The organism is Pseudomonas palleroniana (genome assembly GCF_003031675.1).
GTDB classification, from domain to species: domain Bacteria; phylum Pseudomonadota; class Gammaproteobacteria; order Pseudomonadales; family Pseudomonadaceae; genus Aquipseudomonas; species Aquipseudomonas palleroniana.
Genome location: NZ_PYWX01000003.1, coordinates 134,821 through 148,151, shown reverse-complemented (window position 1 = coordinate 148,151; position 13,331 = coordinate 134,821). Strand labels below are relative to the sequence as shown.

The 13,331-nt window shown below is 58.8% G+C and carries 11 protein-coding genes; 9 read left to right on the top strand and 2 right to left on the bottom strand.

Annotated elements, in window-relative coordinates; translation table 11 throughout:
• Positions 1 to 135: 135 nt before the first annotated feature.
• Positions 136 to 1,485 (bottom strand): spinster family MFS transporter, encoded by a 1,350-nt coding sequence (locus C9383_RS01195; protein WP_090366325.1) that lies wholly within the window; start codon positions 1,483 to 1,485, stop codon positions 136 to 138.
• Between the two features lie 253 nt (positions 1,486 to 1,738).
• On the opposite strand from C9383_RS01195, the gene C9383_RS01185 reads away from it, so the two are divergent.
• From C9383_RS01185 to C9383_RS01175, 3 genes are all read left to right on the top strand, one after another.
• Entirely contained in the window at positions 1,739 to 2,104 is a 366-nt protein-coding gene (locus C9383_RS01185; protein WP_060753795.1) for a YkgJ family cysteine cluster protein, read from the top strand.
• A gap of 138 nt (positions 2,105 to 2,242) precedes the next feature.
• Positions 2,243 to 4,507 carry a putative bifunctional diguanylate cyclase/phosphodiesterase gene (locus C9383_RS01180; protein WP_090366327.1) on the top strand — a complete coding sequence of 755 codons (2,265 nt, stop codon included), beginning with the start codon at positions 2,243 to 2,245 and terminating at the stop codon, positions 4,505 to 4,507.
• Between the two features lie 203 nt (positions 4,508 to 4,710).
• Positions 4,711 to 6,906 carry a hypothetical protein gene (locus C9383_RS01175; protein WP_090366328.1) on the top strand — a complete coding sequence of 732 codons (2,196 nt, stop codon included), beginning with the start codon at positions 4,711 to 4,713 and terminating at the stop codon, positions 6,904 to 6,906.
• A 222-nt stretch (positions 6,907 to 7,128) separates the two neighbouring features.
• Here the strand turns inward: C9383_RS01175 and C9383_RS01170 are convergent, their stop codons facing one another.
• Complete coding sequence (locus tag C9383_RS01170; RefSeq protein WP_060753798.1) at positions 7,129 to 7,431, bottom strand: DUF2288 domain-containing protein; 303 nt, start codon at positions 7,429 to 7,431, stop codon at positions 7,129 to 7,131.
• A gap of 355 nt (positions 7,432 to 7,786) precedes the next feature.
• On the opposite strand from C9383_RS01170, the gene C9383_RS01165 reads away from it, so the two are divergent.
• From C9383_RS01165 to C9383_RS01140, 6 genes are all read left to right on the top strand, one after another.
• Positions 7,787 to 8,914 (top strand): branched-chain amino acid ABC transporter substrate-binding protein, encoded by a 1,128-nt coding sequence (locus C9383_RS01165; RefSeq protein WP_060753799.1) that lies wholly within the window; start codon positions 7,787 to 7,789, stop codon positions 8,912 to 8,914.
• Between the two features lie 228 nt (positions 8,915 to 9,142).
• On the top strand, positions 9,143 to 10,066 hold the full coding sequence (gene livH / locus C9383_RS01160; protein ID WP_060753800.1) for a high-affinity branched-chain amino acid ABC transporter permease LivH: 924 nt from the start codon (positions 9,143 to 9,145) through the stop codon (positions 10,064 to 10,066).
• Positions 10,063 to 11,316 (top strand): high-affinity branched-chain amino acid ABC transporter permease LivM, encoded by a 1,254-nt coding sequence (locus tag C9383_RS01155; RefSeq protein ID WP_090366330.1) that lies wholly within the window; start codon positions 10,063 to 10,065, stop codon positions 11,314 to 11,316. The genes livH and C9383_RS01155 overlap by 4 nt, the downstream gene beginning before the upstream one ends.
• Complete coding sequence (livG, locus tag C9383_RS01150) at positions 11,313 to 12,080, top strand: high-affinity branched-chain amino acid ABC transporter ATP-binding protein LivG (protein WP_060753802.1); 768 nt, start codon at positions 11,313 to 11,315, stop codon at positions 12,078 to 12,080. The genes C9383_RS01155 and livG overlap by 4 nt, the downstream gene beginning before the upstream one ends.
• A gap of 1 nt (position 12,081) precedes the next feature.
• Positions 12,082 to 12,783 carry an ABC transporter ATP-binding protein gene (locus tag C9383_RS01145; protein WP_090366331.1) on the top strand — a complete coding sequence of 234 codons (702 nt, stop codon included), beginning with the start codon at positions 12,082 to 12,084 and terminating at the stop codon, positions 12,781 to 12,783.
• Positions 12,784 to 13,004: 221 nt separating this feature from the next.
• Positions 13,005 to 13,310, top strand: coding sequence for a BufA1 family periplasmic bufferin-type metallophore (locus C9383_RS01140; protein ID WP_090366333.1), 306 nt, complete (start codon positions 13,005 to 13,007; stop codon positions 13,308 to 13,310).
• Positions 13,311 to 13,331: the final 21 nt, after the last annotated feature.

Below are 13,331 nucleotides of genomic sequence, written 5' to 3'. Positions count from 1 at the left end.
ATCATCTGTAGTGAGCGGGCTTGTCCCGCGCTGGGTGGCGCAGCCGCCCCAAACCCAGGCACCTCGGTCCTCCTGAAATACCGCGGTGTCTTTGTTGGGGCGGCTGCGCCACCCAGCGCGGGGCAAGCCCGCTCACTACAAGGCCGTTGCTGCCGAAGCCGGCACCTCAACCGCACTCAAGCCTTCCTTCATCCGCTTGGCATCCCGCACAAAACTGCGTGACGCCTGGAACAGAAACAGCATGGTCAAGAACAGCGCCACCGGGATCAGGTACATGGCGTCATGCAACCCCACCGCTTTGTAAGCTTCGGTCATTTGCTCAGCTCCCGCCTCGTACATGGCCGAATGGGCGAAATGGTCCGACAGGCCGCCCACCACGATCGGCCCCATGCCCCCTCCCAGCAGGTACAAGCCGGCAAAGAACAACGCCATCGCCGTCGCCCGCAGACGCGGCTCGACCACATCCTGAATCGCGGTGTACACACAGGTGTAGAAGTTATAGGCGAACAGCCAGCCGACACTGAACAGGGCGACAAACACACCGATCTCGATTCGCCCGGCATGCAAGGCCCAGGCGGTGGTCACCGTGGAAATGATCAGGCTGCACGCGGCAAACAACAGACGGCCATTGGCGACCCGCTGATGGATCTTGTCGGCAATCCAGCCGCCCAAGGTCAAGCCCACCAGGCCGGTCAGGCCGACGATCACCCCGGTAGCCACGGCCGCCTCCTGCAATGGCATGAGGAAGTAGCGCTGCAGCATGGGCACCAGGAACGAGTTGCAGGCATAGGTGGCGAAGTTGAAACACAGCCCGGCCAGCACCAGCCACAGGAAAGTCGGCACCGCCAGCACGCGACGGATCGGGCGGTCGACGCGCTCTTGAGAGACCTTTACGGTTTCCGCCGCGCCGCGTTCAGGTTCCTTGATATAGAACATGAATATCGCCAGGATCAGCCCCGGCACGGCGGCTATGAAGAACGGTGCGCGCCAGCTGTCAAAAGCCTTGACCATCGCGCCAATGGTGAAAAACGCCAGCACCAGGCCCAATGGCAGGCCCAGCATGAAAATGCCCATGGCCCGTGCCCGGCGGTGCGCTGGAAACAGATCGCCAATCAGCGAGTTGGCCGCCGGCGCGTAGCTGGCTTCGCCGATGCCGATCCCCATGCGTACCAGCAGGAAGCTCCAGAAACTGCCAACCATGCCATTGATGGCGGTGAGCCCGCTCCAGGCAAACAGGCCCCAGCCCATCAGTTTGCTGCGTGAACCGGTATCGGCCATGCGCCCCAACGGCAAGCCGGCAATCGCATAGACGATAGTGAAGGCCGTGCCGATGATACCGAGCTGGAAGTCGCTCAGATGCCACTCCATGCGGATCGGCTCGATGATGATCGCGGGAATCGTACGGTCGAAGAAGTTGAACAGGTTGGCCAGGAACAGCAGGAACAGAATGCGCCAGGCATTCGCCGCTTGGGTCGAGTTCTGCATGGGTCCGTCTCTTTTATTGTTATAAGAGCTGCGATGTCCGGTGCATCCTGCTCAGGTACCTGCAACATAGTCAGGCTGGCGGTGGTTGTCTGTAATGATTCGTAAAGCTGATAGGGCATGATTTCGCCCGTCGCAATGGGACTTTGCCTACACAAAATATAAGTGCGCCCCCCTCTTCCCAACGGCTACGGCCCGGATAGAATGGCGAGCCTTCCGAAATACCCTACTTCTACTTTTCTTATCGATGACGCCCATGTCCGAAGCCAGTCCGTGTCTGAATTGCGGTGCCTGCTGTTCATACTTTCGTGTGTCTTTCTTCTGGGGTGAGTGCGCCTCCTCCGGCGGCACGGTACCCGATGACCTGGTGGTACAGATCAACCCCACCCGCGTGGCGATGATCGGTACAGACCAGAAACCCGCACGCTGCTGCAGCCTCGAGGGCGAAGTGGGCAAAGAGACCCGCTGCACGATTTACGAGCAGCGCTCGAGCCCGTGCCGTGAGTTCGACGCATCGTGGAGCCAGGGTGAACACAATGTCGACTGCGACGCCGCACGTGCAGCGTTCGGCCTGGCTCCACTGGAAGCACCTGTCGCGCGGGAATTGCCGATCAGCGCTTAGCATCAAACGCTATGGGCACCATGCGAAAAAAGTTCAAAGCAAAGTGCCATTATCCATGATGAATCCCGCGAAGCTTCTATACTCGCCTTCATAGGTCATCGCCTCAGGCTGTGACGTGACTCTATGACGGGGCATGCTATGGAATGGCTTGGGATGCACTTTTTCACCGAGCTTCCAGAAAAAGGGCATTTATTACTCAATTGCAGTCATAACCCCTTTCTGGTGCTGCTGGCTTACCTGGTCGCTTGCGCGGCCGGGTTCGGCACGCTGGATATGGCCGAGCGAGTCGGCCATGTGGAAGACCCCACCGCCCGTAAACACTGGCGCTGGCTGGGTGCCGGGTGCCTGGCGGGCGGCATCTGGTCGACTCACTTCATCAGCATGCTGGCTTTCCAGGCCCCAATCGCTATTCATTACGAATTGATCCTCACGTTCGTTTCGCTGGTGATCGCCCTGATCGCTTCGCTGTTCGCCATGCAAACCCTCAGTCATCCGCACCTGCGGTTCCATCAATACCTCCTGGCGTCGGCCTGGATGGGGCTCGGCATCGCGCTGATGCATTATGTCGGCATGTCGGCCATGCGTTCCCAAGCCGTGATGTACTTCGAATCGGGCTTGCTCATTACGTCGGTGGCGATCGCCATCGGCGCCAGCCTCGCTGCGCTGTTACTGTCCAGCTACCTGCGCACCGGCACCGGGGTATTTCATCAACTGCTCAAGTACGCCGCCAGCCTGGTGCTGGGCGCCGGCATTCTGAGCATGCACTTCACCGGCATGGCCGCCATGCAGATGGTCGTGCCCACGGGGGCCGACCTGTCGTTAGCGCTGGACCACAACCCGATTCAACTGGGCCTGTCGGTAGCGGTGATTACGCTACTGGTGATCGGCAGCAGCATCAGCGCGGCCTTGGCCGACAAGAAACTGCAGCAAAAGGAGCGCGACCTGCGCCGAGTCAACGCACTGCTCAGTGAACTGGACCAGGCACGTGCGTCGCTGCAACAAGTCGCACATTTCGACGCACTGACCAGCCTGCTCAACCGCCGTGGGTTCAACCAGATCTTTGCGGAGAAAGTCGCAGAAAAAACCGCCAACAAAGGCATGATGGCGATGATCTTTCTCGATATCGACCACTTCAAGCGAATCAACGACAGCCTGGGACATGACGCCGGCGACCAGTTGCTCAGAGTACTGGCCGGGCATATCAAGAGCTCCGTGCGCAGCCATGAAGATGTGGTCGCGCGCTTTGGTGGCGATGAGTTCTGCATCCTGATCAGCATCCACCACCGCGATGAAGCGCGCCACATGGCCCAACGCATCATGCAGAGGATGAAAGATCCGATCGAGCTGGCCGGTCGACGTATGGTGATGACCACCAGCATCGGCATCAGTGTGTTTCCCGATGACGGCCTGACCTGCGAAGAGCTGCTGAAAACCGCCGACCTGGCGCTGTACCAATCCAAGGACAACGGGCGCAATAACCTGAGCTTCTTCAGCTCCAACCTGAAAACCCGTGCTTTCCTCGAGCTGCAACTGGAAGAAGAGCTACGTACGGCGCTGCGTGCGCGCAACGAACTGGTACTGTTTTACCAGCCGATCTTCGACATGAAGCTCGGCAAGGTCACCCGCCTGGAAGCCCTGGTACGCTGGCAGCATCCGCAACATGGGCTGCTGGCGCCGGACCGTTTTATCGAAATCGCCGAAAGCAACGGGCTGATTGCCGAACTGGATCACTGGGTGCTGCGCCAAGCCTGTCACGACCTGAGCTTGTTGTCCGACCGCGGCTACTCCGGACTGACCATGGCCGTGAACTGCTCGGCCTTGAACCTGGCCCGAGATGAATTGGCCGATGAAATCGAAGCCGCCCTGCGCTTCGCCGGGGTTGCCGCCAACCGCCTGGAACTGGAGGTCACCGAGAACGCGCTGATGGGCAATATCAGCAGCACCCTAGCGCTGTTGCGGCAGATTCGGGCATTGGGTGTCTCCCTGGCCATCGATGACTTCGGCACCGGCTACTCATCCCTGGCCTACCTCAAGCGCCTGCCATTGAACACCTTGAAGATCGACCGCTCGTTTATCCAGGACATTCCCAAATCCACCGCCGATATCGAGATCGTCCAGGTGATTATCGGCATGGCTCATACCCTGCACCTGCAGGTGGTGACCGAAGGCGTGGAAACCCAGGCGCAATTCGAGCTACTGCTCAAGCATGGCTGTGATTTCATTCAAGGCTATTTGCTCAGCCCGGCAGTGCCCGCCAGTGACATCATCGGTGTGATGCAGGGCATCCAGATGCGCAACCCGCTCAACCTGATCAACGGGGAAGGCCATAAGGAGGCCCCGCTGCCCAAGGAACCCACCCCGGAGCGTAATGGCTCCCCCTCTGTCGTAAGGCCAATTCGCTGACGCCGATTCTTTGGCATTTCGCCATCATTTGGTTAAAGAACGCCGACGAACGGCCGATTCATCAGAGTCCGGCCGGAATTCCCCTGTAAACACTTGGGTTAAACCCAGCCGCCCCGGACTCAGACGCACTGTAAAGTCGCGAACTTTCATTCAGTGATGGCTCCCCGATTTTTTTGGCCATCCGTCCAGGTACATGGCGCCCAATGACTTCCAAAAACAGCTCCGCCACCGTGGTCCCCGACGAGTTGCCGACAACGCCTGCGCAAAAAGCCGCCGGTTATAAACCATTGAACACTGCCCGCCCGCTGGCCACCCAGCAATACTTGTACTTCACCGAGACCAATACCGACCGCATCCTCGACAACCTCGACGGCCTGCGCGACATGGTGTTCCCGCGCCCGCCCCAGCTGGAAGGTGACGGTGCCTCGGGCCATGAGCAGGAATTCCCGTCGGTGTGCCTGATCGGCCTGGGCCGCTGCGGCTCCAATATTGCCTTGGACGTGGCGGAGCTGGTGTACAACGCGCGCAAGTTCTACCTGAATGAGTTCAGTACCGAGGATAAGCCTCAGTTCAAAAAGAGCCCTCTGGACAAGGGCTACAGCCCGACCCAATGGATTCGCAACAACCTGCGCCTGGGCGGCGGCAAGAGCACCAAGCCGGTGTTCCTGGTGGAACCCCTGGTGATGCTGGGCGATCTGGACAAGGACATCGCCGGGCGCATCCGCTTCTCGCGCAAGGGTGAAAAAAGCGGCTTCCTGCGCGACTACAGCAAGATGAAAATCATGGACCTGTCGGAAGTCCATGCCGGTGGCGCCGGTAACGCGCCCATCCTGGGCCAGTACCTGGCCAAGATCATCCTCAACAAAGACACCCAGCGTTTCTCCAGCCCCGACTGGAAGATGATTCACTCGTACTTGATCGACTCCTGCGGCATCAAGGCCAACCAGTCGCGCCTGTATTTCTCGATCTTCAGCGCCGGCGGCGGTACCGGTTCAGGCATGGCTTCAGAGTTCGGCCTGGCCCAGCAGCACTCGTACATGAACAAGACGTTCGACACCAAGCCCGCCGACGAACACGACAGCAAGAGTGGCCATGCGTTTGTGTTCGAGCCGATCTTCACCAGTGGCATCTGCGTGCTGCCGAATATCTCCGACCACCGCAGCGAAATGTCCGAAGCCCTGCATATCAACGCCGGTCGGCTGTTGTGCAAGTATCTGTCAGAGGAATGGGATTTCTCGTACAACTTCGCCAATGAAGACAGCAGCGAAGCCAGTGTGAAAGGTCGCATCCGCCCCTGGAACGCGATGATGCTGATCTCCAACGACATCATGCGTTACGCCGAAGAGAGCGACGACGGCAATATCCAGAACATTGATGTCAATGCCATGGAAAAACATGCCAACCAATACATTTCCCAACAGATCTTCAACATTCTCACCGCCCAGGCGGTGACCACGGACTATGACCAGAATTACTTCCGGCGCGCGGGCATCGACATCGGCGAAACCATTCGCCTGGATGCCAACGACCTGTTCATGAGCCTGGCCGGCCCGGTGGCGATTGCCTATGCCGAATCCGTGGTACCGGAAACCCCGGCGCCGTCGAACGACAAGTTCAAGGTGTTCGACAAAGAGCCCCAGCGCCTGAACATCGACGACCTGTTCTTCCGCTCCATTGACCTGCCGCACTTCAACAAGGTCACCCAGGCTATCGAAGGCATCAGCCTGCTGCCCATCGAGTCCAAGCGCTACAAGGCGTCGCTGGAGCAATACAAGAACTCCGGTTATGACGCGGCGGCGCTGCATGACCTGCACTTCTTCAAGAACTGCTCGTCGGTGGTCTCCATCGTCTCGCTGCCCAAGGATTACAAGCTGTCCTACATGGACCTGAACCGGCTCAAGACCCACCTCAACAGCCTGTTTCCCAACACCACGCTCAAGCGCTATGCGTTGGTGATCGGCGCGTCGGCCAACCTGTCGCTGACCACACTGATCGCCAAGAGCCCGTGTCTGTCGGATGATTTCCTGACGTTGATCGTCGCGTTTATCAAGCGCTGCTTTGCGCGCAATCCGTACCGCTTCGATGACACGCTGGACAACTCGATCCTGGACTTCATCATTCATGAAGACTTCGACGAAGACCGCATGGACGAACTGCTCAACGAGTTCGAGAACCCAGCGAAGATCCTCGATACCAACTGGTATGCGATCAAGCCGATGTATGAGAAGAAGTACCGCGAGTTGATCAACGACAAGGAGAAGTTCGTCTCGATCAACGACATTCGTCTGTCACGCGACTGCGTGAATAAGGCGATCAAGTACCTGCGTGAGATTTACCGCCACCGGATTGGCAAGACCAAGGTTATTTCGCTGAACAACCATACCGGCAAGACGGGGTAGGCTTTTATGGGGAGGGGAGCTTGCTCCCTTCCCCATACGATTTGCTCATCTTCTGAAACAATTCATCAGGCACTCAGCCACCGACAAAACTGTTCCCGTGACGTTTACGTCACCCTCACCTGTGACCTTTCTCTACGGCAAGATGCCATCACCGTGTCAGCGGTTACCCGGATACACACTCCACCCGCGAAAAAACATGCACCTTTTTTGTGCGCAACTTTCTTAAGCCGCCCTTTCCTGGATCAGAATCCATGGCGAAACCACGACCGCCCACAGGCTCGGATCACGTGTAACCAAGTCCAATGCCCGCGTCGCAGACACCTCGCCCAGACTCCCCGCAGCCAGCCACGCGGCGACTTTTTCGCGGTTATCCTCAGCCATCGCCTCGGCGGCCTCGATCAAATCCAGGCCGGCATCGACCCACAATAGGGCACCCTTGGCAAAGAACGGTTCAAGCTCCTTCCAGGAAATTTCGGCGGTTTCACCGAGCAGCTTGGCATAGAGGGTGCTAGGTTCTTGCGTCATGGGAATCCACCTGAAGAAAAAATCGGCGCAATCATAACGTCGTCCCTTTCGCATCACAAAGCCAGGCGGAAAAACCCAGTTGCAAATGAGGCATCGATAGAAAGTGTCAGGAAAGCCAAGGATTGCCCGGAACTCTGGCATAACCGCGCCGCAATTCTGTCTTTTTCTTTCATTTAAGCGACACGCTCGAGTTTTGCCCCCAGCAGCCAGCTTTTCAAGCGATCAACCGGCGCTCTACACTGTACCGGTACAGTTGCCAGGCCGCTGCCGGGGGATATTCGAGATATCCGATCCGGTTCTGCTGCTCACAAGGCCGCTAGAACTATAAAAAATACAACAGCAAGAGTGGAGCACTATGAATAAGGCTACTAAGCAGATTTCCAAACTGTTTGCCGCTATGGTCCTGGCTGGGGTTGCCGGCCATTCGTTCGCAGCCGATACCATCAAGATCGGTATCGCAGGTCCTAAAACCGGTCCTGTCACGCAATACGGCGACATGCAATTCATCGGTGCCAAACAGGCAATCGCCGACATCAACGCCAAGGGCGGTGTAGACGGCAAGATGCTTGAAGCCAAGGAATACGACGACGCTTGCGATCCTAAACAAGCAGTTGCCGTAGCCAACAAAGTGGTCAACGACGGCGTCAAGTTCGTGGTGGGTCACCTCTGCTCCAGCTCCACTCAGCCAGCCTCGGACATCTACGAAGATGAAGGCGTGATCATGATCACTCCGGCGGCCACCAGCCCTGAAATCACTGCCCGTGGCTACAAGCTGGTCTTCCGCACCATCGGCCTGGACAGCGCCCAGGGCCCGGCGGCCGGCAACTACATCGCCGATCACGTCAAGCCGAAAGTCGTTGCCGTGCTGCACGACAAACAGCAATACGGTGAAGGCATCGCCACCGCCGTTAAACAGACCCTTGAGAAGAAAGGCGTAAAAGTCGCGGTCTTCGAGGGCCTGAACGCCGGTGACAAGGACTTCTCCTCGATCATCCAGAAACTCAAGCAAGCCAACGTCGACTTCGTTTACTACGGCGGCTACCACCCTGAGCTGGGCTTGATCCTGCGCCAGTCCAAGGAAAAAGGCCTGAACGCCAAGTTCATGGGGCCAGAAGGCGTCGGCAACGACTCCATCTCGCAAATCGCCCAGGACGCTTCCGAAGGCCTGCTGGTGACCCTGCCGAAATCCTTCGACGCTGACCCGGCCAACAAAGCCATCGTTGATGAGTTCACCAAGAACAAGCAGGACCCAAGCGGTCCGTTCGTGTTCCCATCCTACTCGGCCGTTGAAGTGATCGCCGGCGGCATCGCCGCTGCGAAAAGCGAAGACACCGCCAAAGTCGCTGCCGCCATCCACGCAGGCACCTTCAAGACCCCCACCGGCGACCTGAGCTTCGACGCCAAGGGCGACCTGAAGGACTTCAAGTTCGTTGTCTACGAATGGCACTTCGGTAAACCAAAAACCGAAGTTTCCCCTCAGTAAGCCAGGCGTTACTGGTCAACAAGCCCACTGTGCAAGCAGTGGGCTTTGTTTTACGAGGTTTATGGGCCTGACACCCGCGATCCGGGCGCTGGCTCACCTGAAAATCTTAAAACCGTCACCAGCGGTTCGCTGGCAAACGCTTTGTGCGAATGTGCTCACAGAACACAGCACGGGGCCGGAACATGACTCCACCAGTGAAATGCGTATCGGGTTTTTAGGAGCGCTGTAATGCCTGAGATCTATCATTTTTTCCAACAGCTGGTTAATGGCCTGACCATTGGCAGCACCTATGCCTTGATAGCCATTGGCTACACAATGGTTTACGGCATCATTGGAATGATTAACTTCGCCCATGGCGAGGTGTACATGATTGGTTCCTACGTGGCCTTTATCGCCCTTGCCGGGTTGGCCATGATGGGTATCCACTCCCTGCCGCTGTTGATGACCGCCGCGTTTATCGCGTCAATCGTTGTAACCAGTGCCTATGGCTACAGTATCGAGCGGGTTGCCTACCGTCCCTTGCGTGGCAGCAACCGTCTGATCCCGTTGATTTCCGCCATCGGCATGTCGATTTTCCTGCAGAACACCGTATTGCTGTCCCAGGATTCCAAGGACAAATCCATCCCCAACCTGATCCCGGGGAGCTTCTCCTTCGGCCCAGGCGGTGCGGAAGAAGTACTGATTTCCTACATGCAGATCCTGGTCTTCGTCGTCACCCTGGTGGCCATGCTGGGCCTGACCCTGTTCATCTCCCGCTCTCGTCTGGGACGCGCCTGCCGCGCCTGCGCCGAAGACATCAAGATGGCCAACCTGCTGGGCATCAACACCAACAACATCATCGCCCTGACCTTCGTGATCGGCGCCGCACTGGCGGCTGTCGCGGCGGTACTGCTGAGCATGCAGTACGGCGTGATCAACCCCAACGCCGGGTTCCTGGTGGGGCTCAAAGCCTTTACCGCGGCGGTATTGGGCGGCATCGGCAGTATCCCGGGCGCCATGCTCGGTGGGCTGGTGCTGGGTGTGGCTGAAGCCTTTGGCGCCGACATCTTCGGTGACCAGTACAAGGACGTCGTGGCGTTCGGCCTGTTGGTTCTGGTGCTGTTGTTCCGTCCGACCGGCATTTTGGGCCGTCCGGAGGTTGAGAAAGTATGAGCAGATATCTTAAATCGGCGTTTTTCAGCGCCTTGCTGGTGTGGGCCGTGGCCTTCCCGGTACTCGGCCTCAAACTGAGCATTGTCGGCATCAACCTGGAAGTGCATGGCACCGGTCCCGTGACACTGAGCATCATCGCCCTGTGCTCGGTGCTGATGTTCCTGCGCGTGCTGTTCACCCAGCAGGTCGGTGCGCTGTTCAAGGGTAACCGTGGCCCACTGGTATCGCCCAAGGTCAGCCAATTCCTGACCCTGCCGCGCACCCAGCGCTACATCATCATCGGTTTGATCATCGCCGCGTTGATCTGGCCGTTCTTCGGCTCGCGCGGCGCGGTCGACATCGCCACCCTGATCCTGATCTACGTGTTGCTGGGCCTGGGCCTGAACATCGTGGTGGGCCTGGCCGGCCTGCTCGACCTGGGTTATGTGGGCTTCTACGCCGTGGGTGCCTACACCTATGCGCTGCTCTCGCACTACCTGGGCTGGAGTTTCTGGATCTGCCTGCCATTGGCGGGTATGGCGGCGGCGACGTTCGGTTTCCTGCTGGGCTTCCCGGTGTTGCGTTTGCGCGGTGACTACCTGGCCATCGTGACCCTCGGCTTCGGTGAAATCATCCGGTTGTTCCTGCGTAACCTCACCGACATCACCGGCGGCCCGAACGGTATCAGCAACATCCCCAAGCCGACGTTCTTCGGCCTGTCGTTCGATCGCACCGCCGCCGAAGGCCTGCAGACCTTCCACGAGTACTTCGGGATCGACTACAACCCGGTGAGCAAAGTGGTGTTCCTGTACCTGGTCGCACTGTTGCTGGCGCTGGCGGCCCTGTTCGTGATCAACCGTCTGCTGCGCATGCCGATCGGCCGCGCCTGGGAAGCCTTGCGTGAAGATGAAATCGCCTGCCGGGCCCTGGGCCTGAACCCGACCATCATCAAGCTCTCCGCATTCACCCTGGGCGCCGCATTCGCCGGTTTTGCCGGCAGCTTCTTTGCCGCGCGCCAAGGGCTGGTGACACCGGAATCGTTCACCTTCATCGAGTCGGCGATCATCCTCGCCATCGTGGTGTTGGGCGGCATGGGCTCGCAGCTGGGCGTGATCCTGGCCGCGATCGTGATGATCCTGTTGCCGGAAATGATGCGTGAGTTCAGTGAATACCGCATGTTGATGTTCGGCGCCCTGATGGTGCTGATGATGATCTGGCGTCCTCAAGGCCTGCTGCCCATGCAACGTCCACATATGGAGCTGCGCAAATGAGCCGCGAGATCCTGAAAGTCGAAAATTTGAGCATGCGCTTTGGTGGCTTGCTCGCGGTCAACGGCGTGGCCCTGACCGTCAAAGAGAAACAAGTGGTCGCGCTGATCGGCCCGAACGGCGCCGGCAAGACAACGGTGTTCAACTGCCTCACCGGTTTCTACAAGCCCAGCGGCGGCAGCATCCTGTTGGATGGCCAGCCGATCCAGGGCCTGGCCGGTCACGAGATCGCCCGCAAGGGCGTGGTGCGCACCTTCCAGAACGTACGCTTGTTCAAGGACATGACGGCGGTCGAGAACCTGCTCATCGCCCAGCATCGCCACCTGAACACCAACTTCCTGGCGGGCCTGTTCAAGACCCCGGCGTTCCGCAAGAGCGAGCGCGAGGCCATGGAGTACGCCGCGTACTGGCTGGACAAGGTCAACCTCACCGAGTTCGCCAACCGCCCTGCCGGCACATTGGCCTATGGGCAGCAACGCCGCCTGGAGATCGCCCGCTGCATGATGACCCGCCCGCGGATCCTCATGCTCGACGAACCGGCCGCCGGCCTGAACCCCAAGGAGACCGAAGACCTCAAGGCGCTGATCAGCGTGTTGCGTGAGGAAAACAACGCCACGGTGTTGTTGATCGAACACGACATGAAACTGGTGATGAGCATTTCCGACCACATTGTGGTGATCAACCAGGGCACGCCACTGGCCAACGGGACGCCGGAACAGATCCGTGACAATCCTGAAGTGATCAAAGCCTATTTGGGGGAAGCGTAAAATGCTGCAATTCGAAAACGTTTCCACTTTCTACGGCAAGATCCAGGCCCTGCACAGCGTCAACGTGGAAGTGCGCCAGGGTGAAATCGTCACGCTGATCGGGGCCAACGGTGCCGGCAAGTCGACCCTGCTGATGACCTTGTGTGGTTCACCCCAGGCCCACAGCGGCAGCATCCGCTATATGGGTGAAGAACTGGTGGGCCAGTCGTCGTCACAGATCATGCGCAAGAGCATTGCGGTGGTGCCGGAAGGCCGTCGCGTGTTCTCCCGCCTGACCGTGGAGGAGAACCTGGCCATGGGCGGATTCTTCACCGACAAGGGCGACTACCAGGAGCAGATGGACAAGGTGTTGCACCTGTTTCCAAGGCTCAAGGAACGCTTCAACCAGCGCGGCGGCACCATGTCCGGCGGCGAGCAGCAGATGCTCGCCATCGGCCGGGCGCTGATGAGCAAACCCAAGCTGTTGCTGCTGGACGAACCGTCCCTGGGCCTGGCTCCGATCATCATCCAGCAGATTTTCGACATCATCGAACAACTACGCAAGGACGGTGTGACGGTGTTCCTGGTGGAACAGAACGCCAACCAGGCGCTGAAAATCGCCGACCGTGCCTATGTGCTGGAAAACGGCCGGGTGGTGATGCAGGGTACGGGCGAGCAGTTGCTGACCGACCCGAAAGTGCGTGAGGCGTACCTGGGCGGTTAAGAAACCGCGCTGAATGTGGGAGGGGGCTTGCTCCCGATTGCAGTGTGTCAGCCAAGAAGTACTTAGCTGAACCACCGCTATCGGGAGCAAGCCCCCTCCCACTTTTTTTGCCCTGCCTGAAATTATTTCCGGCTGGCGTGTAACGAAATTCATCGTGCTACCTCTAGTGGGGTAAGCGGGCAATCAAGCCCGCCACAACCATCCACTGCTGGAGATACACCATGACCACTAAAACCCGTTCGCTGTCCGCCGCTACCCTCGTCCTGGCCCTGGGTTCAGCCCTGAGCCTGTCCACCCTGGCCACCACCGCCCATGCCGCCGACGACATGCAGAAATGCTTCGGTGTCGCCGAAGCCGGCAAGAACGATTGCGCCGCCGGTGCCGGCACTACCTGCGCCGGGACCTCCAAAGTCAAGGATCAGGCCAATGCCTGGAAACTGGTGCCTGCCGGCACCTGCGCTAAAACCCCAAGCTCCACCTCGCCGACGGGTTTCGGCCAGGAAGCTGCCTTCACCGCCAAGTCCTGAAACCCGGCACAACCTGAGTCA

Bases quoted from the DNA above. Each gene is read 5' to 3' on its own strand.
- C9383_RS01195 (WP_090366325.1), bottom strand. From the start codon at position 1,485: ATGCAGAACTCGACCCAAGCGGCGAATGCCTGGCGCATTCTGTTCCTG.
- C9383_RS01185 (WP_060753795.1), top strand. From the start codon at position 1,739: ATGTCCGAAGCCAGTCCGTGTCTGAATTGCGGTGCCTGCTGTTCATAC.
- C9383_RS01180 (WP_090366327.1), top strand. From the start codon at position 2,243: ATGGAATGGCTTGGGATGCACTTTTTCACCGAGCTTCCAGAAAAAGGG.
- C9383_RS01175 (WP_090366328.1), top strand. From the start codon at position 4,711: ATGACTTCCAAAAACAGCTCCGCCACCGTGGTCCCCGACGAGTTGCCG.
- C9383_RS01170 (WP_060753798.1), bottom strand. From the start codon at position 7,431: ATGACGCAAGAACCTAGCACCCTCTATGCCAAGCTGCTCGGTGAAACC.
- C9383_RS01165 (WP_060753799.1), top strand. From the start codon at position 7,787: ATGAATAAGGCTACTAAGCAGATTTCCAAACTGTTTGCCGCTATGGTC.
- livH (WP_060753800.1), top strand. From the start codon at position 9,143: ATGCCTGAGATCTATCATTTTTTCCAACAGCTGGTTAATGGCCTGACC.
- C9383_RS01155 (WP_090366330.1), top strand. From the start codon at position 10,063: ATGAGCAGATATCTTAAATCGGCGTTTTTCAGCGCCTTGCTGGTGTGG.
- livG (WP_060753802.1), top strand. From the start codon at position 11,313: ATGAGCCGCGAGATCCTGAAAGTCGAAAATTTGAGCATGCGCTTTGGT.
- C9383_RS01145 (WP_090366331.1), top strand. From the start codon at position 12,082: ATGCTGCAATTCGAAAACGTTTCCACTTTCTACGGCAAGATCCAGGCC.
- C9383_RS01140 (WP_090366333.1), top strand. From the start codon at position 13,005: ATGACCACTAAAACCCGTTCGCTGTCCGCCGCTACCCTCGTCCTGGCC.